The 25780-nt window shown below is 41.2% G+C and carries 28 protein-coding genes and 1 tRNA gene; 3 read left to right on the top strand and 26 right to left on the bottom strand.

Features of this window, described 5'->3' with window-relative positions; all coding sequences use genetic code 11:
* Positions 1-7 precede the first annotated feature (7 nt).
* From oppC to B7692_RS08165, 3 genes are all read right to left on the bottom strand, one after another.
* Positions 8-934, bottom strand: coding sequence for an oligopeptide ABC transporter permease OppC (gene oppC, locus B7692_RS08175; RefSeq protein ID WP_004255894.1), 927 nt, complete (start codon positions 932-934; stop codon positions 8-10).
* Positions 934-2430 (bottom strand): ABC transporter permease, encoded by a 1497-nt coding sequence (locus B7692_RS08170; protein WP_020902008.1) that lies wholly within the window; start codon positions 2428-2430, stop codon positions 934-936. Before B7692_RS08170 ends, oppC begins: the two co-directional genes overlap by 1 nt.
* Before the next feature lie 66 nt (positions 2431-2496).
* Positions 2497-4476: a peptide ABC transporter substrate-binding protein gene (locus B7692_RS08165; RefSeq protein WP_084887490.1), complete on the bottom strand. Its 1980-nt coding sequence runs from the start codon at positions 4474-4476 to the stop codon at positions 2497-2499.
* A gap of 157 nt (positions 4477-4633) precedes the next feature.
* On the opposite strand from B7692_RS08165, the gene B7692_RS08160 reads away from it, so the two are divergent.
* Positions 4634-4704 (top strand) — tRNA-Cys (locus B7692_RS08160).
* Between the two features lie 196 nt (positions 4705-4900).
* Here the strand turns inward: B7692_RS08160 and B7692_RS08150 are convergent.
* The 12 genes from B7692_RS08150 to B7692_RS08090 form a co-directional block, all read right to left on the bottom strand.
* On the bottom strand, positions 4901-6232 hold the full coding sequence (locus tag B7692_RS08150; RefSeq protein WP_020903091.1) for a hemolysin family protein: 1332 nt from the start codon (positions 6230-6232) through the stop codon (positions 4901-4903).
* A 266-nt stretch (positions 6233-6498) separates the two neighbouring features.
* Positions 6499-7323, bottom strand: a complete 825-nt coding sequence (gene endA / locus B7692_RS08145; RefSeq protein ID WP_023947085.1) for a DNA-entry nuclease EndA — start codon at positions 7321-7323, stop codon at positions 6499-6501.
* Positions 7324-7361: 38 nt separating this feature from the next.
* Positions 7362-7550, bottom strand: a complete 189-nt coding sequence (locus tag B7692_RS08140; protein ID WP_004241151.1) for a DNA-directed RNA polymerase subunit beta — start codon at positions 7548-7550, stop codon at positions 7362-7364.
* Complete coding sequence (gene murA / locus B7692_RS08135; RefSeq protein WP_084930403.1) at positions 7543-8826, bottom strand: UDP-N-acetylglucosamine 1-carboxyvinyltransferase; 1284 nt, start codon at positions 8824-8826, stop codon at positions 7543-7545. The genes B7692_RS08140 and murA overlap by 8 nt, the downstream gene beginning before the upstream one ends.
* 11 nt (positions 8827-8837) lie before the next feature.
* Positions 8838-9881: an acyltransferase family protein gene (locus B7692_RS08130; RefSeq protein ID WP_084930402.1), complete on the bottom strand. Its 1044-nt coding sequence runs from the start codon at positions 9879-9881 to the stop codon at positions 8838-8840.
* Positions 9882-9942: 61 nt separating this feature from the next.
* A complete protein-coding gene (locus B7692_RS08125; protein WP_084930401.1) occupies positions 9943-10173 on the bottom strand; it encodes a DUF1146 family protein in 231 nt (76 codons plus the stop codon).
* A 57-nt stretch (positions 10174-10230) separates the two neighbouring features.
* Positions 10231-11268 carry a SepM family pheromone-processing serine protease gene (locus B7692_RS08120; protein WP_084930400.1) on the bottom strand — a complete coding sequence of 346 codons (1038 nt, stop codon included), beginning with the start codon at positions 11266-11268 and terminating at the stop codon, positions 10231-10233.
* On the bottom strand, positions 11252-11740 hold the full coding sequence (gene coaD / locus B7692_RS08115) for a pantetheine-phosphate adenylyltransferase (RefSeq protein WP_084930399.1): 489 nt from the start codon (positions 11738-11740) through the stop codon (positions 11252-11254). The genes B7692_RS08120 and coaD overlap by 17 nt, the downstream gene beginning before the upstream one ends.
* On the bottom strand, positions 11730-12269 hold the full coding sequence (gene rsmD / locus B7692_RS08110; RefSeq protein ID WP_084930398.1) for a 16S rRNA (guanine(966)-N(2))-methyltransferase RsmD: 540 nt from the start codon (positions 12267-12269) through the stop codon (positions 11730-11732). Before rsmD ends, coaD begins: the two co-directional genes overlap by 11 nt.
* A 64-nt stretch (positions 12270-12333) precedes the next feature.
* Positions 12334-13326: an aspartate--ammonia ligase gene (gene asnA / locus B7692_RS08105; protein WP_033683055.1), complete on the bottom strand. Its 993-nt coding sequence runs from the start codon at positions 13324-13326 to the stop codon at positions 12334-12336.
* Positions 13327-13436: 110 nt separating this feature from the next.
* Positions 13437-14120 carry a Bax inhibitor-1/YccA family protein gene (locus tag B7692_RS08095; protein ID WP_084930397.1) on the bottom strand — a complete coding sequence of 228 codons (684 nt, stop codon included), beginning with the start codon at positions 14118-14120 and terminating at the stop codon, positions 13437-13439.
* Between the two features lie 54 nt (positions 14121-14174).
* A complete protein-coding gene (locus tag B7692_RS08090; RefSeq protein ID WP_084930396.1) occupies positions 14175-14915 on the bottom strand; it encodes a TrmH family RNA methyltransferase in 741 nt (246 codons plus the stop codon).
* Between the two features lie 33 nt (positions 14916-14948).
* Here B7692_RS08090 and B7692_RS08085 point away from each other — a divergent pair, with 33 nt between their 5' ends.
* Positions 14949-15227, top strand: coding sequence for an acylphosphatase (locus B7692_RS08085; RefSeq protein ID WP_020903085.1), 279 nt, complete (start codon positions 14949-14951; stop codon positions 15225-15227).
* Positions 15228-15304: 77 nt separating this feature from the next.
* Entirely contained in the window at positions 15305-16231 is a 927-nt protein-coding gene (yidC, locus tag B7692_RS08080) for a membrane protein insertase YidC (RefSeq protein WP_084930395.1), read from the top strand.
* A gap of 71 nt (positions 16232-16302) precedes the next feature.
* Here yidC and pflA read toward each other — a convergent pair whose 3' ends face one another.
* From pflA to B7692_RS08025, 11 genes are all read right to left on the bottom strand, one after another.
* Entirely contained in the window at positions 16303-17097 is a 795-nt protein-coding gene (gene pflA / locus B7692_RS08075) for a pyruvate formate-lyase-activating protein (protein ID WP_020901989.1), read from the bottom strand.
* Between the two features lie 125 nt (positions 17098-17222).
* Entirely contained in the window at positions 17223-18473 is a 1251-nt protein-coding gene (locus B7692_RS08070; RefSeq protein WP_084926064.1) for a diaminopimelate decarboxylase, read from the bottom strand.
* 66 nt (positions 18474-18539) lie between these two features.
* Positions 18540-19367 (bottom strand): pur operon repressor, encoded by an 828-nt coding sequence (gene purR / locus B7692_RS08065; RefSeq protein WP_004245581.1) that lies wholly within the window; start codon positions 19365-19367, stop codon positions 18540-18542.
* A gap of 105 nt (positions 19368-19472) precedes the next feature.
* Positions 19473-20414 (bottom strand): 3'-5' exoribonuclease YhaM family protein, encoded by a 942-nt coding sequence (locus tag B7692_RS08060; RefSeq protein ID WP_045612752.1) that lies wholly within the window; start codon positions 20412-20414, stop codon positions 19473-19475.
* A complete protein-coding gene (locus B7692_RS08055; protein WP_078237938.1) occupies positions 20404-21660 on the bottom strand; it encodes a DNA recombination protein RmuC in 1257 nt (418 codons plus the stop codon). Before B7692_RS08055 ends, B7692_RS08060 begins: the two co-directional genes overlap by 11 nt.
* A gap of 1 nt (position 21661) precedes the next feature.
* A complete protein-coding gene (locus B7692_RS08050) occupies positions 21662-22324 on the bottom strand; it encodes a thiamine diphosphokinase (protein WP_070482204.1) in 663 nt (220 codons plus the stop codon).
* Positions 22287-22943, bottom strand: a complete 657-nt coding sequence (rpe, locus tag B7692_RS08045; protein WP_000084990.1) for a ribulose-phosphate 3-epimerase — start codon at positions 22941-22943, stop codon at positions 22287-22289. Before rpe ends, B7692_RS08050 begins: the two co-directional genes overlap by 38 nt.
* A gap of 10 nt (positions 22944-22953) precedes the next feature.
* Positions 22954-23832, bottom strand: coding sequence for a ribosome small subunit-dependent GTPase A (gene rsgA / locus B7692_RS08040; protein ID WP_084930394.1), 879 nt, complete (start codon positions 23830-23832; stop codon positions 22954-22956).
* Between the two features lies 1 nt (position 23833).
* On the bottom strand, positions 23834-24706 hold the full coding sequence (rsmA, locus tag B7692_RS08035; RefSeq protein WP_084930393.1) for a 16S rRNA (adenine(1518)-N(6)/adenine(1519)-N(6))-dimethyltransferase RsmA: 873 nt from the start codon (positions 24704-24706) through the stop codon (positions 23834-23836).
* A 130-nt stretch (positions 24707-24836) separates the two neighbouring features.
* Complete coding sequence (locus tag B7692_RS08030) at positions 24837-25145, bottom strand: hypothetical protein (RefSeq protein ID WP_000333261.1); 309 nt, start codon at positions 25143-25145, stop codon at positions 24837-24839.
* A complete protein-coding gene (locus B7692_RS08025; protein WP_000565529.1) occupies positions 25138-25779 on the bottom strand; it encodes an ABC transporter ATP-binding protein in 642 nt (213 codons plus the stop codon). The genes B7692_RS08030 and B7692_RS08025 overlap by 8 nt, the downstream gene beginning before the upstream one ends.
* Position 25780: the final 1 nt, after the last annotated feature.

Raw genomic sequence — 25780 nt, 5'->3', positions numbered from 1 at the left:
TCTACTCCTATCTATGTGTACGTGGATCACTAGCATCCGCTAAGTTTTGACCAACTACGAAAAGGGATAAGGATACCAAGACAAGAGTTGTCAATGGAATCCAGAAGAGGTATGCATTTGTCGTTACGTTCTGAGAGTAATCTGAAATCAAACGACCTAAACTTGGAACTGTAATCGGCAATCCAAGTCCAAAGAATGAAAGGAAAGCTTCGTATGAGATAAAGGCTGGAAGCATTTGAGATGTCGTCGTAACGATAACAGATACCAATTGTGGCATAATGTTTTTTACAACAATCTTAAAGGTTGGTGTTCCAAGTGTACGTGAAGCAAGGTTATACTCCAAGTCACGATAACGCATGATCTGAATACGAATTGAGTAAGCAATACCAATCCAAGTAGTCACACTCATAGCAAAAATCAGATTCCAGAATCCAGCTCCGATTGAGTAAGTCAAGACAATGACAATCAAAAGAGATGGGATGTTTGAGATGACATTATAAACTTCCATCATCACACGGTCAACTGATTTTGAAATTCCCCAAATACCACCGACAAAAACACCGATAACCAAGTTAATCACTGTCGCAATCACAGAAATGAGGATAGAGTTACGAGCTCCGAACCAGACACCGTCAAAGAGAGATTTACCGTTACTGTCTGTACCGAACCAATGCTCAGCATTTGGCTTGATATAACGAGCACTAAAGTCGTTTACTTTGCTGACATCATTGAAATCAAACTTAGAAAACATTGGGTAGATGAAACTCATCAAAATGATAGCTACCAAGATTCCCAACATGACTACAGTTGATTTCTTCTTCATAAATTGTCTAAACACTGAGCCCCAGTATGAATAGGCTGGCGCATCAATGGCTTCAGAGGCAAAATCGTCACGTTTTACGAACTGAAATTTTTCTTTATCGATTGTAGACATTATTTGCCTCCTTTCTCAGTCAATTTAATACGTGGGTCAATAATAGTCATCCAAATATCTCCCAAAAGAAGTGAGAAGATAGAAATACATGTAAAGATGAAGACAAGACCTACGACCATAGAGTTATTAGATGCTTTTACAGAGTCAATCAACATTTTACCCATACCTGGGAAAGCGAAGACTGTTTCAGTAAGGGTTGCACCACCGATAACCCCGATAACAGCACCAGGAATTCCTGAAACCAGCGGAACCATGGCATTTTTAAAGATGTGTTTGTTTGAAATTTCTTTTTCAGACAAACCTTTTGCACGAGCAAAACGAACAAAGTCCTGTGATTGCAAGTCAATCATGTAACGACGAATCCAAATAGCTGTACCAGGAGCACCCAATAAACCAAGGATAACTGCTGGTAAAACATACGAACGCCAATCTCCAGCACCCAAGATAGGGAATGAATCTGGAAGACCAATTGATGATCCAATCAAACGAACAATGTAAACCAAGGCAATGGTTGGAAGGGCCATCAAGAAGGTCAAAAACCCTGTTGAGAAGCTATCAATCCAAGTATTCTTGAAGCGAGCCATAGCTGAACCAAGTGGCACGGCAATCGCATAAGAAATCACCAAACCAATCAATCCAACGACTGCAGAGCTAGCAATCATAGAAGGATATTGGTAGTTGCTTTCAGTTGCAGTATATGGGTCATCTTTCCCATAGTTAGCTACTTCACGAGAATCAGCCTGACTAGGCGATTTGTAGGTTCTTGAGTAGATATTAACTGAAGATGTTTTCTTACCAGTTGGGAATTGCACTTCTGATGTCTTAGTTTGACCTTGTCCTTGTGTGATAACTTGAAGCACAGGAGTATTAGCATAAGTTGGATATGAATCACCCAAATTCAAGTTCACAAAGTTTTGGTGAACAAATGGGAACTGACTATTGAAGTACAAGAGGTACTTGTGTTTAGTCCCTGAACCTACCAGAGACCAGCCGATAGCGGGATCATTTTCAAAACGCAAATAACGCTCCAAATTTGGATTTTCTGGGTCCTGAATCTTGTTTGTGTGGTCGATATCAAGCAAGTTTGCATAGAATTTAAACACACGTTCAAAAATTGGAATTTCACGTGTAGCGTAGAATTGGCCACTTTCAGTAAATTCTCCCAGGGTCCAACCATGACCGATTTGTTTGATGTATTTTTCGTAGATAGCCTTGTTGGTGTCATTAGCTTCAACGGTTACAGAGGCATCCATCTGGCTAGCTTTTTCTTGCAACTCTTTGGTATCGTAGTACTCGATATAGCCCATACGCTCATAAACAGTATTTTCATAGTTATCACGTTTATCAGCAGTTGTTGCAATCTTGTTATAGTTGGTATCCTGTTTGAAAATCAATTTTCGAGGAACCATTGTATAGATAATCGTGTAAGTCAAGGTTGTTACTAAGAAGATAGAAACCAATGACCGCAAGACACGCATAAAAATATATTTCTTCATATCGTTTCCTTTTAAAATCCCAAAAGAACCTTCTCCTCATGGAGAGAAAGTTCCCTTGAGAGTTATTTATTTAACGTGTTTAGTCAATTCTTTTTGAACTTTTTCGTTTGATTCTTTTTTCTCTTTGAGCCATTTCTCACGAGCTTGTTCATAATCAGCCTTTGTTACAACCTTATTTTGTAACTGAATATATTTGAAGTAGAGATTTGAACCTTTGTCTCCAGATTGGCTATAAGAAGCTGAGAATGGTACAACACGAGAAATGAATGGTGCAGCACCAGTAGAAGACATAGCTGGTAAGAAGAGTGAGCTGTCTGTCAACCAAGCTTGAGCAGCAGCATATTTTTCATAACGTTTGTTAAGATCACTTGTTTCTTTTCCAGCTTCATCGAGCAATTTATCGTAATCTTTCACACCAACTTTTGCTGCAGCTGCATTTGATGGATCATCATAACCCATATAAGTTTTCGTTTGCTCACTATTAGTTGATTTAAGGATATCAAGATAAGTTGATGGATCTTCATAGTCTGGATTCCATCCAACCGCACCTGAAAGATCCCAATCCTCAGCCGCCGCATTAGCAGCATAATAAGTCGCATTAAAGAATTCATCTTTAGAAATTTGTTGAATGTCGATGACAACATTTTCTTCACCTAAAACTTTTTCAACTGATTGTTTGAATGACTGAATACGTGCGATAAAGTTTTTAGACGTTTGGTCTACTGGAACATCCAAGTGGATAGGGAATTTCACACCTTCTGCTTCCAAAGCAGTTTTAGCTTTAGCAAATTCTGCTTTAGCTTTATCAGCATTAAAGAGACCGTCTTGACCATCGGCAAAGTTTACATTTTTCCACTCGTCTCCATAAGTCGTAACTTTTTCAGCAACCAAGTCACCGAAAGTTTTTTCACCTGCAGTCACAAAGTCTGGTTTCACAAATAAATTACGAACTGCGAGAGGAGCACCTTCTTTACCGTTAACTTGAGCAGAATAACCTGTACGGTCAAAGGCAAAGTTCAAGGCTTGGCGGAAGTCTTTGTTAAGAAGAGCTTTCTTAGTAGATGTTTTCTCTTCATCTGTCGTTTTAGATGTATATTTGTAATTTTGTCGATCAATATTTACACCTAAACCTCCAATACCAGCTCCTGACGGAGTGTAGAAAATATTATCCTTGTATGACTCCTCTACCTTTGAGAAGTTTGAACTTGTTGGGTAAAGACGAGCAAAACTATAAGCTCCACTTGTAAAGTTACGCTCAAGTGATTCTTGGTCCGAACCATCAAAATATGCAAGTGTTGCTGTATCTAAATGAACATTCTCTTTATCCCAGTACTGCTCGTTCTTAGCAAATTCGATAGAAGATTTAGCAGTCAAACCTTTGAGCAAGAAAGGTCCATTATATAGCAATGATGTAGGATCTGTCGCTTTAGCAAAATCAGAGCCTTTTGACTTTTCAAATTCTTCGTTTAATGGCCAGAAAATTGAATAAACCATCTTAGAGTTCCAGTAAGGTTCTGGTTGGTTCAAAGTATACTCAAGAGTATAGTCATCAACCGCTTTAACACCTACTGTAGAGAAATCTTTTGAATTCCCAGCCAAATAATCAGATAAACCTTTAACAGAAGTTTCAGCTAGATATAGAGCTTCTGATTTCTTATCTGCCGCATGTTTCAATCCATTCACGAAGTCTTTAGCAGTCACTTCGGCATATTCTTCACCATCGGATGTCATCCATTTGACACCTTTACGAATTTTGTAGGTATAAGTCAATCCATCTTTTGATACAGACCAGTCTTCTGCAACCGCAGGAGTCAAATTCCCGTATTTATCATTTGTGAAGAGGCCATCGATCCCGTTTGAAGTAGCCACTTTCGTACTCTCTTTTCCAGAAATAATATAATCTAATGTTTCTGGATCAGCCGAATAGACATAGCCGTAGGTCTTTGGAGCTGTCGAATCAGATGATTTTGAATTCCCACAAGCCACTAACACACCCGTCGCAAACAAAGCAATTCCTGCTGCAATAAATACTCTACTTTTTTTCATTTCTTTACTCCTCTTATAAAGTATAGGTTATCATCAATTATATCATAGATTTCAAGAAAAGTAAACGAATTTTCAGAATATTTAGGCTTATTCATACAAAAAATCTGAAAAAAGTATTGACTGAGAATGATTTTCAAGGTATAATAATAAACGTTAAGGCGGTATAGCCAAGTGGTAAGGCACGGCTCTGCAAAAGCTTGATCGTCGGTTCAAATCCGTCTACCGCCTTCTTTAACTTGATTTATCAGGTTTCATTTAAACAGAAAGCCCAATTTAAAGGGCTTTTTTCTTTTTCCTTGAATAAATACGTATAACTTTAAAAAACTTTTGAGGCAAGTTTGGGGCTGAGTTTTTCGAGGACACAATTTCCTTTTGAAATCAACTGAAAAAAGCTTTGTCACGCCTGGTGACAAAAGCCTCTAGTTTACTCTGTTTCTTCTTCTATTTCAACTTCGGTAATTTGGACTTTTACCTTGGTAACACGTCCATTTTTCACCTTATCATTGGTTAGGATAAGTTGTTTGTTTTGGCTGACTAATTCATAACTGAGTCTCTCAGTCGTTGGAATGGTCCCAACTCCTGTCAAATAATAACCAGCGATGGTATCAACGTCATCACTTTCCAGTTCAACATCAAAGTAGTCATTAAAATCATTGAGATTCATGGTACCTTGAACAATATAAGTATCTTCTCCAATTTTATGAACTTCGATTTCAGCCTTATCTGTTTCGTCATCGATTTCCCCAACGATTTCCTCTAAGAGGTCTTCCAGGGTCACCAAACCAGCCATTCCACCGTATTCATCTAACAAAATCGCCATTTGTCTTTGGGTATTGCGTAATTCTTTTAACAAGTCATCCACAAAAATAGTTTCAGGAACAAAAAGTGGATCTTGTAAGATTTTCTTCCAAACAATATTGTCAAAACCGTCCACAAAGCCCGCATTAAGGAGACTCTTGGTGTGAATGATTCCAATCACGTTATCCTTGTCTCCATCATAGACAGGGATACGAGAATAATTTTGTTTTAAAATACTTTGGATGATGGTTTGACTATCATCCTGAATATCGACCATAAAGGCATCCGTTCGAGGAACCATGACTTCTCTGGCCATCAGTTCATCTAGTGAAAAAATCCCTTGTAACATCTCAATTTCGTCAGCATCTAGTGTTTCTTCACTATTTGTCAACATGTACTCAATTTCATCACGGGTCATTTTTTCGTCAGCATCGTCAAAGGTCATCGGAGTCAAGCGACTCAAGAGATTGGTAGATGCAGATAAGAGCCAAACAAAGGGACTAACTAGTTTCCCCAGCCCAATGATAACTGGCGCTGTACGAATCGCCAAGGCATCCTTTAGATTAAGAGCGATTCTCTTAGGGTATAATTCCCCAAAAACGATGGAAATATAAGTCAAAAATGCTAAAGATAGAAAACTTGCAACGGCATAAGCTGTTTCGCCATTTCCAAGCCAAGATGCAATTTCTCGTCCCAGAGTTTCTGCCAAACTCGCCCCTGATAAGATTGTAATCAGGGTAATCCCTACTTGAATGGTTGATAAAAAGTGGTTAGGATTTTCTAGTACCTTCAGCAGACGGATATAGCGTCTATCTCCTTCTTCTGCCTTTTGTTCAACCCGTGCACGATTAAGAGAAACCATGGCCATTTCTGTGGCTGAGAAAAAGGCATTTAACACCGTCAAGATAAACAATAAAACAAATTGTAGCAACAAATTCTGACTACTTGGGTCTTCCATAGTTCTTCTCCTAAAATAGTATCTTATCCTTTATTATATCACAAAATATAGTCCAGTACATATTATTTTTCCCATACTCTTCGAAAATCTCTTCAAACCACGTCAGCTTTATCTGCAACCTCAAAACTGTGCTTTGAGCAACCTGCGGCTAGCTTCCTAGTTTGCTCTTTGATTTTCATTGAGTATCAGTGTCTATTGTAGCCCTGCTTAAACTAGTAAGAAAGAACTCCTATATCCACAAGTGACATAGGAGTTTATGTTATATTTTACTGAGTAACAGTCACTTCTCCAGTTCGGTAATCCAATTGAAGCCCTTTTTGAACATTGGGAACTAGAACATTAAATTCCAACTCTCCGTCTGAAGACTTGGCTTCAATCTGTGAAGCTGAAGGAACCAAATCCTCATTCGAAGCGTAGTAAAGGGTTACACGGTAACGGACACGCTTGTTTTTATCCAAGGCCTTACGTACCATACTTTCATAGTAGTTTTGACCAGTCGAATCCTCGGCTTGCGCCTGATTTGCCCAGGCCGTTTGAACAGCAATGTTTTTAGGATTGCTTGTCGAGGCATCAAAACCATCCAAGCCACCGATTAAGGCATAGCCTAACAAGTGACCTCTATCGACCGCATGGGTATAAGTACCCTTTAGATTCTTAACCTGATGCCAGCCTGGAGGAGTCCAAGAAGTCGAACCATTCCCAGTTTCCTCACGATTCTTGTACTGACGAGTAGCCTTAGACAAGAGGGCATTTGCTACGGTTGGCACCGTTTCCTTGCCCACTGTCTTTGTTTTATTATCAGCGTAAGGCTTACTTGAAACCTTGGCATCTAGATTTGTTTTATTACCATTGACGATAAAAGCACCTGAGCCATTCCACTCCAGACTCCCTTTTATTTGACTCTTGACTGCGTCTGTTAAGACACTCTCTGCCAATTCTTGACTAGGAGCTTCAGAAGCTTGTTTTTTCTGACTAACCTTTGTTTTAGGACTATTAGCTGTCGACTGCATCTGCTTGATATAATAGCTTCCCGCAGATAAAAGCAATAACACTAGCAGCCCGATCAGTGTCTGTCTTGTTTTTTTATCCATTTTTCTCCTTATCTCTAGAAAAAGACTGGTTCTCCAGCCTAATTTCCTGTAAATTTATGAATCAATTCCTGCCATTTTGCTGGAGACAGGATAGCCCATGGATCTTGACCCTTGCCCAAGATTCCATAACCTACCATTAAGCCGATACCTAGGGCTAGAGCACCTAAAAACAGTACCAAAATGACCAGAAGTAAACGCTTGATTACGTAGCTTGATTTCTTATTCATCTTCATCACTTGCCTCAATCCGCTGAATCTTAGCACCTAGCTGTGCCAACTTCTCATGGAAACGGTAGTAACCTCTATCCAAGTGAACCAATTTACCAACTACAGTTTTTCCTTGTGCTACCAAACCTGTCAAAATCAAGGCAGCACTGGCACGAAGGTCAGTTGAAAGAACTTCTGCCCCCTGCAAAGGTTGACCACCAACAATACGAGCTGTATCACGGATAATCTCAGAGTGCAAGCCCATGCGACGCATTTCTTCTAGATGTTGGAAACGATTTTCGAAAACTGTCTCCACCATAGTTGATTCCCCTTTTGCGACGGTCATCAAGGCTGTAAATTGGGCCTGCATATCCGTTGGAAAACCTGGGTGGGGCAAGGTTTTCACATGAACAGCTTTTAGATTTTCTAGTTGAGAGCGAACTCGAATTCCTTCAGTCTCCTCTGTCACTTCCACTCCCATTTCAAGCAATTTGGCAATCAAGGGACGGTTATGCTCCCAGACAGCGTCTTTAATCAAGACATCACCACCAGTCATAGCAGCAGCTACCATAAAGGTTCCTGCTTCGATACGGTCTTGGACTACATTGTGAGTCGTACCATGAAGTTTCTCAACACCGGTAATGGTAATAGTCTCTGTACCAGCACCTTTGACCTTGGCTCCCATTTCATTGAGGAGAATGGCGAGGTCAACAATCTCAGGCTCACGCGCAGCATTTTCAATCACTGTCACCCCATCAGCCAGGGTCGCCGCCATCATCAAGTTCTGCGTAGCACCAACACTTGGGAAGTCCATATAGATATGAGCGCCATGTAAGCGATCAGCCTTGGCTTCGATGTAACCAGCTGTTTGACTAATCTTAGCCCCCATAGCTTCCAGACCTTTCAAATGAAGATCAATGGGGCGGCTACCAATGGTGCAACCACCTGGCATGGATACCTTGGCATGACCTACACGGGCAAGAATTGGTCCCAAGACAACGATAGATGCACGCATCTTGCTGACATACTTGTAAGGAGCTTCCTCAGTGATATCGCCAGTCGCGTCCACCTCAACAAGATGATCTTCTTCATTAAAATCCACCTTGGCATTTAAACCGCGAACCACCTGATTCATAGTGAAAACATCTGACAAGATAGGAACATTCTGCAAGACGGTCTTTCCTTCACTTGCTAGAATAGTCGCTGCCAACAAGGGCAAGACTGCATTCTTTGCTCCTTCGATCGTAACACTTCCTACCAGACGATTATCGCCACCTTGAACCACAATTTTTTCCATACTTATTTCCTTTACTCTTGATTTTGTAATAGACTTACTTTCTTTATAATTCTATTAACTAATTTATTAATAATCCAAGCTAAAATTAGACTAAGGATCAGCACAAAAAATGTAAATATCACATCATTTACTCTGGATGACACAAATATTTTTCCTAGCATAGAAATAACTAATCCATGTATCATATATAATTCAAATGATATACTACCTATTAAAATCAAATATATATTTGAAAAATTTATTTTTTTCAAAAAAACAATAATAAAGTAGATTGTAAAAATAATATTATCTAAATTAGCGGCTAACGCGTAACTATAACTATCTTCTAAATGAACATACCTCAACAAAATATCGTATTGGTGTGAAGTAAAGAGTAACACAGTTACTAAAACAAGTATGATAAAATAATGTCTATCTAAAACTCTATCAATTTTCTCTTGATTTTTAGCCCATAATAAGCCAACAATGAAAGGCAAAATGCTATTATACCACCAAAAACCGTAACCTAATTTTATAGCTAAACAAATATAACTGATTATAAATATTGTATTGATAAGAATAGATATGGACTTATTTCTGAAAAACTTAAATGATACATAAAAAAATATATACATTAAAATTATAATATCGACAAACCAACCATTATAAATAATTGTGCTTCCTTTTTTAAATAAATTAGCAAAAAAATCTAAATCCATTAATTGACCGTTTAAAAATCTATAAAACATATAAATCAAAGATATAGAAAAAAATGGAACTAGAATTTTAGAAAGTCTCTTAACTAAAAAATTATCTAGATAGTTTTTCTTATTTTCGTTCTGAAAATACAATCCATAGGCTGATAAAAAGAAGAAAATAGAAACGATATAAGTTCCCATATAGGAAAAATTAGAAAATTCATCACCAGATGTAACCCATTGTGACAAATGATGAAATATGATTCCTATAGCTAGAAATCCTCTAAGCCCTGATGTAGATTTAACATTTAGATATTCCTTATTTTGAGGTAACAAATAAATTAATAGCGTTATCAATAATAAGATTATAATATCCATGAATTCTATTTCTCCCTATAAGTTTAATAATATCTTGAAAGTAATTTCTTAAACACGCAAATTATAATAATCCTCTAAGTGCTTCTTGCCACAACCGATACAGGCTGATAAAGAAAGAACTCAAGATATAGCCCATTACAATGCTGAAAAGAGCTATCAATAAACGAACTTTTCTTGTATTCTCAGCTGTCACTTTTAAAACCTTTTCCCATCTAACAAGATCCTTTAAAAGGTAAAAACTCACATAAATAAAGAGCATGTGACTGCTTAGAGTGAATAATAATTGAACCATTTGACTATTATACCATCTTCTCTGTTTGTGCGCTAGTTTGGAAACTTCACTCAAAAACTAGGGATTGTTTTTCAAGTAATCAATTGCATCTTGTAGGGTTTTAACTGGCACGATTTTCATATCTGTCTTGATTGTTTTGGCTGTATCTAGGGCCGTTTGGTAGTTGTTTTTCGCATCAGGATGCGCTTTTTGTTCTTCTTCGCTAACAGGGTTATCAGGGGCAAAGAAAATCGCGGCACCTTCTCTAGCCGAAGCTACAACTTTCTTATCAATACCTCCAATGTCCCCCACATTACCATCGCGGTCAATGGTTCCTGTACCGGCAACGATACGGCCATTACGAAGGCCAGGGTCAGCTATTTGGGTATAGATGGCCAGACTAAACATGAGACCTGCACTTGGACCACCGATACCAGCTGTTGAAAAGCGAATTGAGACATCACTGGTTACTTCTGTACGGTCAATCAAGCCGATTCCAATTCCATTTTTGCCATTTTCCAAGGTGATAATCTTACCTTCTGCAGACTTGGTTTGCCCATCCTCTTCATAGGTGACCTTGACGGAGTCTCCTAGTTTTTGAGAATTGACGTAATCAATCAAGTCTTTGGAACTGTCAAAGGTTTGATCATTGACTGCTGTGACCGTATCAGAGATGTTGAGAATCCCTTTAAAGGTCGAATTATCCGTCACAGTCAAGACATAAACCCCAAGGTACTTAAGTTCAATATCCTTACCAGCTGTTTTTAGCCCTTGATACTTGGCCATATTTTGCGATGTTTGCATGTAGAATTGATTGATCCGCATAAATTCAACATCGGAAGATCCACCTGTAGTCTCCTGAGCACTACGAATATCTGTAAAAGGCGTCAACCACGCATAAATCATATGGGCTAAAGTGGCATGTTGGACACCAACCGTAACGAAGTGATAGGCACCAGCTTCCTTATCTTCTGTGTCATTTACTTTAAGGACTTGGCGAATATCTTCCGAACCACCTGGAACCTCTATATAATAGGGCAAGGGCACTACAAACGCCAAGAAAGTCATAATCAAGGCCGCAATGACGTATAAGGGCCATCTAATCTTTTTTTTCATTTCTTATTTCCTCCAAAATACTCTCAGGAACATAGCAGGTAATATCCTGACCAAACTTCAAAAGCTCTCTAACGCCTGATGAACTAATATAGAGATGTTCAGGTCGGCTATGTAAATAAATGGTCTCTATATCAGGAGACAGCTGATGATTGTAGTAATCAAAACTGGCTTCATATTGCAAATCAGACGCATTCCTCAAACCACGCACTAGACAAGTAGCCCCCAGTCTTTTCGCGACATCGACCACCAATTCATCATGAGAAGACACGACTTTAACATTTCCCAAATGTTTCAAAGCCTTTTCTAACCCCCGTTTACGATTTTCGATAGGAAGAAATCCTTGTTTGTGGGGATTAAAAAAAATACCGACATAGAGCTTATCAAAGAGTCTGCTCGCCCGTTCAATGATATCCAGATGCCCATTTGTCATCGGATCAAATGAGCCTGTGAATAAGCCAATCTTATCTGACATAGACTGTCACCTTACTAATTCCATAAATTTTTTCCTTCCAGATGCCAAGACAGGCAATTTCTTCTGGAAGTTCAACGGCCTTATCCGTCTCACACACGACCATGACATCTTCAGAAAAAAGCTCCCTCTCAGCCATTTTTTCAATATCTGCTACGATTTGTTCCTTGGCATAGGGAGGGTCTAAGAAAACGAGGTCAAATTCCCCAGAGATCTGTTCCAACGCCCTCTCTGCATCCATCTTGAGGAGTTGAAATTTTCCAACTTCCTTGGTCATCTGAATATTTTCAGCCACGATAGCCTGAGCCTTACGGTCTCGCTCCACCAAAACAGCGCTAGCCATGCCACGCGATACTGCCTCGATAGATAAACCACCACTACCTGCATACAGGTCCAAGACTCGTCCCCCTTCAAAGTAGGGACCAATCATGTTAAAAATGGCTCCCCTAACCTTATCCGAAGTAGGTCTTGTCGTCTTTCCTTCTAGTGTCTTGAGGGGACGTCCCCCATAGATTCCTGATACGATTTTCATACCGTTTATTATACCAAATTATGGGCGAAAAGAGAAAGAAAACCGAACCTTGCGGTTCGATTCTCTACAAAATATTTTCGTAAGTATCTCGGACTTCTTGAGGCCAAACACTTGTTTGCACTTCTCCGATATGTTTCTTGCGAAGTAAGAACATAGCCATACGAGATTGTCCAATTCCTCCACCGATTGTCAATGGGAATAGGCCATTCAACAAAGCCTTGTGCCACTCCAATTCCAAGCGGTCTTCATCACCTGTGATTTCTACCTGACGGCGAAGAGTTTCTTCATCTACACGAATCCCCATAGAAGACAACTCAAAGGCTCCACCTAAAGACTCGTTCCAAACAAGAATATCACCATTCAGACCCTTATAGCCATTTTCAGACTCACTTGTCCAGTCATCGTAGTCTGGTGCACGTCCATCGTGCGGTTTACCGTCTGGTAATTCCCCACCGATACCAATTAAGAAGACAGCTCCAAATTCTTTACAGATAGCATTTTCACGTTCTTTTGGAGTCAAGTCTGGGTAGCGTTCTACCAATTCTTCTGTGTGGATAAAAGTGATTTGTTTTGGCAAGATAGACTCGATATCATAGCGAGCTTCAACAGCTAGTTCTGTCAAACGAATGGCCTTGTAAATCTTCTCAACTGTTTCTTTTAGGTAAGCAATGTTGCGTTGTCCATTTGGAATGACCTTTTCCCAGTCCCACTGATCCACAAAGACAGAGTGGGTTGCATCCAGCGAGTCTTCGTCTGGACGAAGAGCCTTCATGTGGACGAAAAGACCTTCACCCTCACCGAAACCAAAACGAGCCAAAGTATGACGTTTCCATTTAGCAAGTGAGTGCACCACTTCATAGGTTTCATCAGGAATCTGCAAAACCTTAACAGATACTGGATTTTCCACACCAGACAGGTTATCCTGCATCCCGTCACCGACCTTGCTCAAGATAGGACCTTGAACTTCGACAACTTCTAGCTTATCTTTCAAATACTGGGTAAAAGTGTTTTTGACAAAAGAAATTTCTTCTTGTTGGTGAATAAAACTTTTCTTCATAGGCTACTCCTCAAAAATTAATTAAAAGCATTATACACCTATTTCCAAGAAAAGAAAAGAGAAAATTTAAAAAAATCAGTGTCACTCAAAACACTGATTTCATAGACCTTTTAATCATTGCGACCGAAGATACGTAGAATACTTAGGAAGAGATTGATAAAATCAAGATAGATACTGAGAGCCATTGACACAACCCAACCTGTTGCTACACGACCTTGTGATTGTTCATAGGCAAGGCGAATCCTTTGATTGTCCCAAGCAATCAGCCCAGAGAAGACCAAGACCATGGCTACGCTGATCATATAATCAAAGAAGCCACTAGCCAAGAAAATATTGACTATCATAGCAATCAGCAAACCGATAAGAGCCGCCATCATCGCTCGACCAAGGCCACTCAAATCTTTCTTGGTGAACATACCGACTGCCGCCATGACAAAGAAGAGAAGGGCGCTCGACACAAAGGCGGATAAAACTGTACCCGGAGTATAGAAGGCCACCACAAAACTGAGGGTAAAGCCGTTTAAAACGGAGTAAAGTAAAAATACTGGAAGAGCAGCTGGACTATTCTTTAAGGCCATGCTACTGGCAACAAAGACTAGTGCTAGCTCCGCAAGGGTTGCAATGGTCAACCAGAGACGTCCCTGCATCAAAAAGTAAACCAACTGAGACTGAAAAACCGTCAACATGAGGCCAGATACCAAGGCGGATAGCCCGATTCCTAGCCCAACAAAGGCATAAACCTTAGCGTAAAATTGATTGAGACCAGTACGGTCATGAATAATAGTGTGATTCATCTTTTCTCCTTTTCTATGAACATCTTTCCTTGATTATAACAAAGAAAGTTAAAATTAGCTTAAATGGAAAATTAAAATACCTGCTGCAACGGCAACATTCAAACTCTCCGCCTGTCCCTTCATACTAATGTGAACCAACTGGTCTGCACTTTCAGCCATGAGGGGACTAATTCCTTGACCCTCATTTCCCATGACTAGTACAAAATTTTCTATAGGAGACAGTTCTCTGTAATCAACAGAATCTTTAGATAGGGTTGTTGCCAGCACTGGGATACCTGCTTCTTTAGCTCCCTCGAGAAGTCTTTGACTAGACATTCGGTAAATAGGCAGATGAAAATGACTGCCTTGCATCGAACGTAGGGTCTTGAGACTGTAGATATCTGCCGACTTATCTGAAACAATCACTCCAGTAAAACCTGCTGCATCCGCAGTCCGAATGATAGTTCCCACATTACCAGGATCTTGCACATCTTCCAAAAACAAGAACTTACCCTGACTAAAGTCAGCTTGCCCTACTTCTTCTTTTTGAACCACGGCAACAATTCCCTGTGGAGTCTGAGAATCCGCCAAATCTAGCAAAATATCCTCTGACACCCAGACAGTTTGCGGAAAGGCAGCTAACTGATCTCGGTAATTTTCTAAGGCAAAGATTTTCTCAATCGTCACCCCAGCTTGCACAGCTTCTTCAAACAAGTGCCAGCCTTCAATCAAATAAGCAGACTTGCGGTATTTTTTTTGGTGTAATTTCTTGGCATTTTTTACCACAGAATTGGCTTTTGAGGTTATAATAGTCATAGAAATATTATAACACAATCAAAGGGGTTTGGTATGCAAAAGGTTAGAATGATTGCCCAAGGTAGGGTACAGGGAGTCGGCTTTCGTTGGGGTGTTTACAGCTTGGCACTTGAAATTGGTGGCATCACAGGTCGGGTATGGAATAACGACGATGGCACAGTGGAAATATTAGCCCAAGCAGACTCATCTGCTATCATGGCAAAATTTATCCAAGAAATCCGCAAAGGACCCACACCTTTTTCAAAAGTCAGCTACTTAGATGTCCAACTGAGTAACTTTCCTCCCTACCCTGACTTTAAAATCGCAAATTAGGTCTCTAGAACTATTGTATATTTTGTAAAAAAACAGTAGAATAGAAAGGTATAATTTTTAAAGAAGGAATAAAAACAGTGAAATCTATTAAACGTTTTGCACTCTCAGCTATGGGAGTGGCTATGTTGCTAGTCTTGACTGGTTGCGTTCAGATTGATAAAGCAACAGGTAAGCCAATTGGTCCCGTTTGGGATTTCTTGGGTGCTCCGATGGGAGAAGCTATCAAGTACTTCGCCAATGACAAGGGACTTGGTTTTGGGGTTGCTATCATCATCGTAACTATTATCGTGCGCTTGATTATCTTGCCACTGGGTATCTACCAATCATGGAAGGCAACGCTTCACTCTGAAAAGATGAACGCCCTCAAGCACGTCCTTGAGCCACACCAAACACGTCTCAAAGAAGCAACGACTCAAGAAGAAAAACTCGAAGCCCAACAAGCTCTCTTTGCCGCTCAGAAAGAGCACGGCATCAGCATGTTTGGTGGTGTAGGATGTTTCCCTATCCTCCTTCAAATGCCTTTCTTCTCAGCTATCTACTTTGCTGCTCAACATACTGAAGGTGTTGCTCAAGCAAGCTACCTAGGAATTCCTCTAGGTTCTCCAAGTATGATTTTGGTTGCCTTCGCTGGTATTCTTTACTATCTTCAATCGCTCCTTTCACTTCACGGAGTAGAAGATGAAATGCAAAGAGAACAAATCAAGAAAATGATTTACATGAGCCCACTCATGATCGTCGTCTTCTCCCTCTTCTCACCAGCTAGTGTCACACTTTACTGGGTTGTCGGTGGTTTCATGATGATTCTCCAACAGTTTATCGTCAACTATATCGTTCGTCCAAAACTTCGCAAAAAAGTCCGTGAAGAACTGGCCAAGAACCCACCAAAAGCACGTGCTTTCTCTACACCAAGTGGACGAAAAGACGTTACTCCTGAACAACCAACTGCTATCTCAAGCAAGAAAAAACACAAAAATCGCAACGCTGGAAAACAACGTTCGAGATAAGAAAAAGGCTTAGCTGGTTTGCTAAGTCTTTTTACAAGTCAAAAGCCCGATGTTTCTATCAGGCTTCTTTTTTATCCATGTACACGTTTCATATAGTCTTGGTAACTTTCGGTATCCATGAGTTTTTTAGCGTTCTTGACGCGATCTGCTGTTGGTGGTTTAACCCCTTCGAGTGAATAAGGAATTCCCAATTCACGCCATTTGAACTCACCCATGGTGTGATAAGGTAGAATTTCAAACTTATCAACATTTTTAAGGGTCTTGACGAACTTCCCAAGTTCAATCAGGTCATCGTCTCTGTCTGTCAATCCTGGAACTAGCACGTGGCGAATCCAGACAGGTTTTCCAATATCTGATAGATATTGGGCACAGGCCAAGATATTTTTATTGGTTTGGCTAGTGACAATCTTGTGCTGTTCTTCGTTGATTTCCTTGATATCCAAGAGGACCAAGTCAGTGACAGCCATGAGTTTGTCAAACTTCTCAAGGTAACGTGGTTTATTACGGAAAGGAAGGGCACAGGTATCCAAGGTACAGTGGATTCCGTGTTCTTTGGCCTTGGTAAAAAGGGCAATCAAGAAATCAATCTGCAAGAGGGCTTCTCCTCCACTGACTGTAATCCCACCCTTATTCCCCCAGAAACCGCGGTAGCGCAAGGCCTCTGTCAAAACATCATCTACCGTCCGTTCACGTGATTTATTGGACTCCATAGCCCAAGTGTCTGGGTTGTGGCAATACTGGCAACGCATGTGACAGCCCTGCAAAAAGACAATAAAGCGAATACCAGGGCCATCTACCGCCCCAAAACTTTCTGTCGAATGCACCATTCCTGTCACTTGTCCATAATCAATTGTTTCTTCAGACATATCGTTACCTTCCTTGAAAACGTTTTATAGTTTTATTATATCATGACTTGAAGGAAAAACAAGATTTTTGCCTATTTTTTAGAAAGCAATCTGTTTTTCAATTTCATTTTCAATTAATTATCATTTTATTCTTCAAAATCAAAGCCATACAAGGTTGCAAAGTAGTCCTCAGGGCGCTCTGCACGGCGGATTTGACGGGCTTTGCCTTCTTCAGTATATAGGATTTCCGCAGAACGAAGTTTGGCATTGTACTGGTAGCCCATTGAAAAACCGTGGGCACCTGTATCATGAATTACCAGCAAATCACCGATTTCTGTATGAGGCAGTTCGCGATTCACTGCAAATTTATCATTGTTTTCACAGAGCGAACCAACCACATCTACCACTTCAGCTGGTCCATCTGGATGGGGCACGTTAGTAATATGATGGTAGGCTCCATACATAGCTGGACGCATGAGGTTGACTGCTGATGCATCCACACCCAGATAAGTACGGTAAGTTTTCTTCTTATGAGTGACTCTTGTGACCAAAGCACCATGAGGTGCCAACATAAAACGACCCAGTTCGGTGAAAATCTTAACCTGACCAAGACCTGCTGGCGTAAGAACCTCTTCATAAACATTACGAACTCCCTCACCAATCAAGGCGATATCATTTGGCTCCTGCTCAGGACGATAGTTGACACCAATACCGCCAGAAAGATTGATAAAGTCTAGCGAAATGCCCAACTTTTCCTTGATTTCAACAGCCAATTCAAAAAGCTGACGAGCCAACTCTGGATAATAGAGATGGGTCACGGTATTGGACGCTAGGAAGGAGTGAATCCCAAAAGTCTTGGCTCCTTTTTCCTTCAAGATGGCAAAGGCTTCAAATAGCTGGTCCTTGGTCATTCCAAACTTAGCCTCGCCAGGATTGTCCATAATGTCTGTCCCCAGCTCAAAAACGCCTCCGGGATTGTAACGACATGAGATGATTTCTGGAATGCCTGCTGCACGCTCTAAATGTTCAATATCTTCAAAGGCATCCAAGTTAATGGTCGCACCCAATTCACGTGCATAGGCGTATTCCTTGTCTGGTGTGTTGTTTGAAGAGAACATGATCTCAGAACCTGGGAAATCCAGTTTATGGCTCATCAAAAGCTCCACATAACTAGAGCAGTCCACACCACAGCCTTCCTCTTGAAGAATTTTCAAGATAGCTGGTGTTGGAGTAGCCTTAACTGCAAAATATTCTTTAAAGCCCTTGTTCCACGAAAATGCTTGGTTGACGGCTCTTGCCTTTTCACGAATTCCCTTCTCATCATACAAGTGAAAGGGAGTCGGGAACTCGGCAACAATCGCTTCTAAGTCTTCTTTATTAATAAATGGTGTTTTCATAAGTTTCCTTCTATTCTATTTGCAAAGAAAGGCTGGGACAATCGTTCCAACCTTTAGTTCTATCTCTTATTTATCTTCGTCAAAGATATTACCAACCTCAACATCGATGGTTTGATTCTTGACATCAATATTGGTTACCTTCAAGAGTGACTTGTAGTCAAACTGCTTTTCGCGTTCTTCTTGAGCATTATCCGCAAAGACCGCTACACCAGCCAATTCTGAATCAAACTCACGCAAGAGACTGATCATCCCATTGACAGTTCCACCACCTTTCAAGAAGTCATCCACAATCAAGACACGGCTACCTGCCTTGAGACTACGTTTTGAAAGGAACATTTTCTCAATGCGGTCACCACTTGAACCGGATACATAGTTGACGCTGACAGTTGAACCTTCGGTAATTTTCAGGTCACGGCGCACAATAACAAAAGGAACATTGAGGACATTGGCAACTGCATTTGCAAGTGGAACACCCTTAGTCGCTACTGTCATAACCGCATCAATTTTTTGGTCCATAAAGCTCTTGGCAATAATGCGACCAATATTTTTCAAGATAGCTGGTGTGCTAAGCAAATCAGACAGGTAGATATAACCACCTGGCAAGATACGGTCACTTTCTGACAACTTGGCACGCAAGTCTTCAACCATTTCCTTAGCATCCTGACTCGAAATAGACGGTGTAAAGATAACACCTCCGCCAGCCCCAGTTACAGTCTGGATGTGACCAATTTCGATTTCCTCAAAGGCTCGTTTGATAATCACGATATCCTCTGAGATGGATGATTTAGCAGATTCATACTTTTCAGCAAAAGTATTGAGACTAGTTAATTTATAAGGATTATTAATCAAATAGTTGGAAATGACAACCATCCGATCACTTCTTCTTAATTTCATTTCTATTTCCCACTTCATTTAATTTTGATATTTTATCTATTATACCATATTCACATAAAAAAACGAACATTCTTATCCTAAAAAATGCTCATTTTTCTTAAATTGTTAATCTAAATCTGGTTTATAGAAAGAACGATTGTCCATAGCGAAGATTTTATTGGTCATCTCTCCTCTATCCACCAAAGCAAGAGCAGTTGACATCATCATCATGCTTGCATCCAGATTGTCAATCATATGGATAATCTCTGCTTCCATAATGCGTGGACGGACTGGACTTCCATACTCAAGTAAGCCATGGTGACTGAGGATGACGTGACGAAGCAGAACGACTTCTTCCTTGGTATCATCGATACCGAGTTCCATAACTGTCTTGGTAATTTCGCTATCAATTAGAGCAATATGCCCAAGGAGATTGCCTCTAACTGTGTATTCGGTCTGATCTGGTCCCGTCAACTCAATGACTTTAGCCAAGTCATGCAGCATAATTCCCGCATAGAGCAGACTCTTATTAAGTTGAGGATAGATTTCGCTAATGGCATCTGCCAAGCGCACCATGGTCGCCGTATGATAAGCCAAGCCTGTTTCAAAGGCATGGTGGTTGGTCTTGGCTGCTGGATAAGAGTAAAATTCCTTATCATACTTGGTGTAAAGATTTCGGACAATTCGTTGCCAGACAGGATTTTCAATTTTGAAAATCATTTGCGACATATAGTCACGGATTTGCTTGGCATCAACTGGCGACTTGACCTTGAAATCAGCTGGATCATTGGGTTCACCAGGCTGAGGCAGGCGAAGGGTAATTTGATTGACCTGAGGGGTGTTGTTATAAACTTCTCGGCGTCCTTTCATGTGGACAACCTTACCTGCGGTAAAGACCTCAACGTTATGAGGTTGGGCATCCCAGAGTTTCCCTTCAATCTCGCCACTATCATCTTGGAAGGTAAAGGCTAGGTAGTTTTTCCCAGCTCGAGTTTGCCTCAGGTCAGCTGACTTGATTAGGTAAAAGCCTTCAAACAGCTCATCTTTTTTCATGTGACTAATCTTCATATTCTTCCTCATTTTCTTGGAAATGGAGTAAATCAAGCGCAGGCTCACCTTCTGACAACTCAATGTGACGGAGCGTCCGCTCGATAGCTGTGGTACGACGGTTTAATAATTCATCAATATTGCCAGAGGCATGTTGGAGATGCTTTTGTGCCTTGACCAGAATGCCACCAAACTTGCCAAACTCGGTCTTAACACTAGCAAGAGTCTTACTAATATGGTCAGCACTCTTTTGGATATTAAGGGTTTTGAAACCAACTGATAGGGAATTGAGAAGAGCTGATAGGGTACTTGGACCTGCGACAATAATCTGCTCTTCCCGTCTCAAGTCATCAAAGAAGACCGGATTGCGGACGATTTCTGAGTAGAGACCTTCTGTCGGAACAAACAAAACTCCAAAATTGGTAGTCCGAGGCGGTGCTATGTACTTGCTCTTGATATCCTTGGCAAAGCGTTTGACGCTGGCTAGGAGCGACTTACGACAGCGTTCGATCTCGTCCTTGTCACCCGCTTCATAGGCTTCTTCTAAGCGGTAATAATCTGCCAGTGGAAACTTGGAGTCAATCGGTAAGTAGACATATTCCAGGTCACCCTGTCCAGGCAACTTGATGGCATACTCCACTCGTTCACTAGAGTTTTCAACCGTTGCGTATTCTCGTTCATACTGGGCAGGGGTCATGATGTCCTCAATAATTTGCCCCAATTGCAATTCTCCCAGAATCCCTCGTGTCTTGGTTCCAGAGAGAACCTTGTTGAGGGCTCCGACATCGCGGGCAACTGTCTGCATTTCTCCAAGACCACGATTGACAGACTCCAATTGCTTGGAAACTGTCTCAAAGGAAGCCTGTAGGCGTGTCTGCAAGGTCTTTTCTAGTTTTTCCTCGACGGTTTGGCGCATTTGTTCCAAACGTTGCTCATTTGATTCCTGCAAGGCTTGGAGACGTTGGTCAGTCTTATCCCTGGTTTGGAGGAGATTCTCAGTCATTTCTTGACGGACCTGAGTTAAGCCTTGGTGCAATTCGATTCTCACTTCTTGCAGGCGATCGCTGACAGCCACTTCCAAGTCTTTTTGATCTAACTGGCTGGCTTGTCTGGCTTGTTCAAAGCGATAATCTAACTGGTCTGACAGATGATCTGCCTGATCCTCCAAGCTCTTGCTTAAGTGTTTTTCCTGCTTATCCTGCCTTTGCCAAATCAGAAAGAGACCAGCTAGGTTGGCAATTAATAATAGAACAAGTAAACTTTCCATCCTACCTCCTGTCCTTGCTATGCAGCACGACTACATAGCCATCTGGGCAAGTCACCGACACTTCCCTATCTATATATTCGTTAGAAGCGTACACTTTTTTAAAGAAAAAATTTTCCTCAGTCAACTCATACTTAGCACCGAGAATAGTCAGCTGGCTATCCCGAACTGGCATAAAGGCTAGATAGTCATAGTCTAAACGAGGTTCTAACTGACTGGTCCCTTCTGGACAATAGGCAATCAAATTTTGCCCATCTTCAATCGCTATCTGGCGCATATAGGGAGCCAACTTAGGATTGCTAGGTAGAAAGACGTTAGCTAGCATATGATCAATACGACCACCCAAAGCACCGAAAATAGTAACCTGAGCCTGAGAATTTTGCTCAAAGATGGTTAAGAGAGCCAATTCCAGATCTGTATCATCTTTTTCTGGTCGGGCTTGAACAAAATGCTGGGCACGTTTTTGAATCACCTGTCGCTCTTCTGCAGTAACAGAATCAAAATCCCCAACTGCTAGAGCAAGAGGCAGCTTTTCTTCCAAGACCCAGAGCGAGCCTCGATCCACACCGACAAAGCAATCAAAGTCTGTCCGATAATGACCGCGGTCTCCGCCTGCAAAAACGGCAACCCTAGTCCAGTTGTTTTCTGAGAGTTTGTACTCGCTCATTGACATCTCCCTTAAAGACATAGGAACCTGCTACAAAAACGGTCGCACCAGCTTCTTTAGCTTGGGCAATAGTTTGGTCATCAATCCCACCATCCACTTCAATCTCAAAGTTCAAACCTTTTTCCTCACGAAGGGCAACCAACTCACGGACCTTATCCATGGTCTCTGGTAGAAAGGCTTGCCCACCAAAGCCTGGGTTAACTGTCATGACTAAGACTTGGTCAACTAGGTGAAGCACGTGCTTGATGGCTTCAACTGGTGTGCCAGGATTGATAACAACTGAAGGCTTAACTCCGAGTGAACGAATTTTTTGGAGGGCACCATGAATATGGGGCGTTGCTTCCACATGGATACTGATGATATCCGCACCTGCACGCGCAAAGTCTTCTAAATGATGCTCTGGATTAGCTACCATCAAGTGGCAGTCGAAGACCATCTTACTATGAGGACGAAGAGCTTCAACCACACCTGCACCAAAACTGATTTGCGGGACAAAATGGCCATCCATGATATCGATATGGGCATACTCTGCCCCAGTTGCTTCTAGACGTTTGATTTCACGTTCAAAGTTGGCATAATCTGCTGCCAGAATTGACGGAGCAATCTTGTATTGAGACATAGGTTTCTCCTTATTTTGGAATTTTTTTGCTGACTTTTTTATAGGTTTCTCTGCGATTTTCAATCTCACTGAGGAATTGCAGGTAGTTGTCAAAACGGAAGGGCGCAATGGTACCTTCTTCAACTGCTGGCTTAACCGCACAAGAAGGCTCATGGGTATGGGTACAAGTACGGAATTTGCAGTCTCGACTGACAGTGGCAATCTCTGGGAAGGCCTGATTGAGGTCTTCCGCCGTTGATACTTCATAATCCAAGGATGAAAAACCTGGTGTGTCTGCGATTTTACCCCCATTGAGATTATAAAAACTAACTGCTCGAGTAGTGTGGCGCCCGCGACCCAGACTGTCTGAAATTTCTCCTGTTTCAAGATTGAGGTCTGGTGCGATTTTATTGAGAAGAGTTGATTTTCCAACGCCCGTCTGCCCCATAAAAACCGTCACTTTGCCTGTTAACAAAGGCAAGAGTTCCTCTTTACTGGTCACAAAGTCATAGCCGATGTCACTATAAGTCTGTTCATAAAAATCCAGTTCTCCTCTATCTTCCAACAAATCCATCTTGGAAATATAGACGATGGGATGAATACCCTTATGCTCTAAAAGAACCAAGAACCGATCCAGCAAATTGCTGTTAAAATCAGGTTCCTTGACAGACATGATCACCACAGCTTGGTCAATATTGACAATAGGCGGACGGACCAGACTATTTTTCCGTTCGTGAATCTTGAGGATATAGCCCTCTGAATTTTCCTCTGCAGAGAAATCTACCCAATCCCCAACGTAAGGGGTATGGCCTTTTTTACGAAAATTCCCACGCGCGCGCGTCTGATAAACCTGGCCATCACTCTCTACATAGTAGAACCCAGCCAAGGCTTTAATGATTTGTCCCTGCATCTTAGAGTCCTTGCCCTTTAAGTGCATCTGCTAGGCTGGCAAATTCTGCCAAGCTGAGAGCTTCCCCACGTACACTTGGTGACAAGCCTGCTTGGCCCAAAGCCTTGGTCAATTTATCCTTGACTTCCTCGGTCTTGCCAAAGTAACCTGTCAAATTGTTCCACAAGGTCTTACGGCGATGGGTGAAACTAGCCTTGGAAACCTTAAAGAAGAAGTTCTCATCTTCTACTGCTACGGCTGGTTCTGGACGACGCACCATTTTCAAAATAGCAGAGTCCACGTTTGGCGCTGGCACAAAGACCGTACGAGGTACGATGAAGGCAACCTTGGCCGTCATGTAGTACTGCACCGCAATCGACAAGCTACCATAAGCCTTGGTATTCGGTTGAGCGGAAATGCGGTCAGCTACCTCTTTTTGCATCATGACCACAAACTCACTAAAAGGAATTCCGCTCTCGATCAAGTGCATGAGAATAGGCGTCGTGATGTAGTAAGGCAAGTTGGCTACTACCTTAATTGGCAGGTCAGGATTTTTAAAATTCTGGATATGTTGGGCCAAACCGACTTTGAGAATGTCCTCGTTGACTACGGTCACATTGTCAAAATCACGCAAGGTATCTGCCAAAATCGGTACCAAACGGTGGTCGATCTCAAAGGCCATAACTTGAGCTGCACGCTCAGCCAGAAACTCCGTCAAGGCACCAATCCCTGGGCCAATTTCGATGACATTAACCTGGTCATCAATCTCAGCCGTATCCACGATTTTTTGTAGGATATTGGTATCCGTCAAGAAATTTTGCCCGAAGGACTTTTTAAAGGTAAAACCGTGACGCTCCAGCACTGCCTTGGTCACGCTATAATCTGCAATTCTCATCTATTCTCTTTTCTATTATCTGTTACTACTATTGTAACACATTCCCCTTGTATTTTGGGGGTGAAAATCATACCAAAAAACTATCTTCTCTCATGAAGAAAGATAGTCTTGAAAATCTTTAAAGGTGGACTTAGCGGTTCTCTCGAAACATACGTTCAAAAAAATCAGCTTCTTTATAACTTCGATTTTCAGGTAGGGTCAAATCTACATCCTCCTCCACGTCGTCCACTGTCAGTTCAACCGTTTGAGGTAAATTTTTCAAACGATAATGCTTTTGCCTTTGCCCTTCAATACTAGCAAAATCAAGCAAATAGCCATTCACTCGGATTTGAACCAAAAGGAGATGATTGGTCATATTTTCCATGATGAGAATATCTTCTAAACCACCTCTGGCACTAGGATAATCAGATACCCTGCGAATACGGATTTTTTCACACATGAGCAAGCTCCCTCATATCAATGATTTCATCGGCCTTATTCCAGACTAGGGGATTATGGGTCGCAATGATGATCATTCGATTTTCATCTTTCAAGCCCACCAAGAGATTCATAACCTCCTCTGAATTTTCAGGATCAAGAGCTGCTGTTGGTTCATCTGCCAAAATCAAGGGTGGATTTTTCAAAATAGTCTTCGCAAGGGCAACTCGTTGAGCCTCTCCCCCAGATAAGGTATAAATTTTTTGTTCTAGATCCAAATACCCTAGATTAACTTTTTCTAAAGCCTCCACTTGCCTTTCCAAACGTTCTACTTTTGAGATTTTCTGACCAACAAAGCCCAAATCCAAATTCTCTTTGATTGATTGGTTTTCTAAGAGGCCAAAATTTTGAAAGAGATAGCCCATCTGGTCTCGAAAATACTCACGAGTGGGAATGGTTTTTAAATCTTTCCCCTGATAGAGAACCCTTCCTCCATCTATCTTTTCTAGTTTACCTAAGATATTCAGCAGAGTCGTCTTTCCGCTTCCACTCTTACCGATTAAGGCATAAACCTTGCCCTTCTCCAGCTTGAGGTTTAAACCAGAGAAAATCGCGCGGTCATTAAACTTCTTTTCCAATCCTTGAATATCAATCATC

This window comes from Streptococcus mitis (genome assembly GCF_002096925.1).
Lineage (GTDB): Bacteria > Bacillota > Bacilli > Lactobacillales > Streptococcaceae > Streptococcus > Streptococcus mitis_AF.
Note: the sequence above shows the minus strand (reverse complement) of the source record. Positions and strands in the feature narration are given on the sequence as shown.

Coding starts and splice junctions, on each gene's coding strand:
- oppC (WP_004255894.1), bottom strand. CDS start 934: ATGTCTACAATCGATAAAGAAAAATTTCAGTTCGTAAAACGTGACGAT.
- B7692_RS08170 (WP_020902008.1), bottom strand. CDS start 2,430: ATGAAGAAATATATTTTTATGCGTGTCTTGCGGTCATTGGTTTCTATC.
- B7692_RS08165 (WP_084887490.1), bottom strand. CDS start 4,476: ATGAAAAAAAGTAGAGTATTTATTGCAGCAGGAATTGCTTTGTTTGCG.
- B7692_RS08150 (WP_020903091.1), bottom strand. CDS start 6,232: ATGGAAGACCCAAGTAGTCAGAATTTGTTGCTACAATTTGTTTTATTG.
- endA (WP_023947085.1), bottom strand. CDS start 7,323: ATGGATAAAAAAACAAGACAGACACTGATCGGGCTGCTAGTGTTATTG.
- B7692_RS08140 (WP_004241151.1), bottom strand. CDS start 7,550: ATGAATAAGAAATCAAGCTACGTAATCAAGCGTTTACTTCTGGTCATT.
- murA (WP_084930403.1), bottom strand. CDS start 8,826: ATGGAAAAAATTGTGGTTCAAGGTGGCGATAATCGTCTGGTAGGAAGT.
- B7692_RS08130 (WP_084930402.1), bottom strand. CDS start 9,881: ATGGATATTATAATCTTATTATTGATAACGCTATTAATTTATTTGTTA.
- B7692_RS08125 (WP_084930401.1), bottom strand. CDS start 10,173: ATGGTTCAATTATTATTCACTCTAAGCAGTCACATGCTCTTTATTTAT.
- B7692_RS08120 (WP_084930400.1), bottom strand. CDS start 11,268: ATGAAAAAAAAGATTAGATGGCCCTTATACGTCATTGCGGCCTTGATT.
- coaD (WP_084930399.1), bottom strand. CDS start 11,740: ATGTCAGATAAGATTGGCTTATTCACAGGCTCATTTGATCCGATGACA.
- rsmD (WP_084930398.1), bottom strand. CDS start 12,269: ATGAAAATCGTATCAGGAATCTATGGGGGACGTCCCCTCAAGACACTA.
- asnA (WP_033683055.1), bottom strand. CDS start 13,326: ATGAAGAAAAGTTTTATTCACCAACAAGAAGAAATTTCTTTTGTCAAA.
- B7692_RS08095 (WP_084930397.1), bottom strand. CDS start 14,120: ATGAATCACACTATTATTCATGACCGTACTGGTCTCAATCAATTTTAC.
- B7692_RS08090 (WP_084930396.1), bottom strand. CDS start 14,915: ATGACTATTATAACCTCAAAAGCCAATTCTGTGGTAAAAAATGCCAAG.
- B7692_RS08085 (WP_020903085.1), top strand. CDS start 14,949: ATGCAAAAGGTTAGAATGATTGCCCAAGGTAGGGTACAGGGAGTCGGC.
- pflA (WP_020901989.1), bottom strand. CDS start 17,097: ATGTCTGAAGAAACAATTGATTATGGACAAGTGACAGGAATGGTGCAT.
- B7692_RS08070 (WP_084926064.1), bottom strand. CDS start 18,473: ATGAAAACACCATTTATTAATAAAGAAGACTTAGAAGCGATTGTTGCC.
- purR (WP_004245581.1), bottom strand. CDS start 19,367: ATGAAATTAAGAAGAAGTGATCGGATGGTTGTCATTTCCAACTATTTG.
- B7692_RS08060 (WP_045612752.1), bottom strand. CDS start 20,414: ATGAAGATTAGTCACATGAAAAAAGATGAGCTGTTTGAAGGCTTTTAC.
- B7692_RS08055 (WP_078237938.1), bottom strand. CDS start 21,660: ATGGAAAGTTTACTTGTTCTATTATTAATTGCCAACCTAGCTGGTCTC.
- B7692_RS08050 (WP_070482204.1), bottom strand. CDS start 22,324: ATGAGCGAGTACAAACTCTCAGAAAACAACTGGACTAGGGTTGCCGTT.
- rpe (WP_000084990.1), bottom strand. CDS start 22,943: ATGTCTCAATACAAGATTGCTCCGTCAATTCTGGCAGCAGATTATGCC.
- rsgA (WP_084930394.1), bottom strand. CDS start 23,832: ATGCAGGGACAAATCATTAAAGCCTTGGCTGGGTTCTACTATGTAGAG.
- rsmA (WP_084930393.1), bottom strand. CDS start 24,706: ATGAGAATTGCAGATTATAGCGTGACCAAGGCAGTGCTGGAGCGTCAC.
- B7692_RS08030 (WP_000333261.1), bottom strand. CDS start 25,145: ATGTGTGAAAAAATCCGTATTCGCAGGGTATCTGATTATCCTAGTGCC.
- B7692_RS08025 (WP_000565529.1), bottom strand. CDS start 25,779: ATGATTGATATTCAAGGATTGGAAAAGAAGTTTAATGACCGCGCGATT.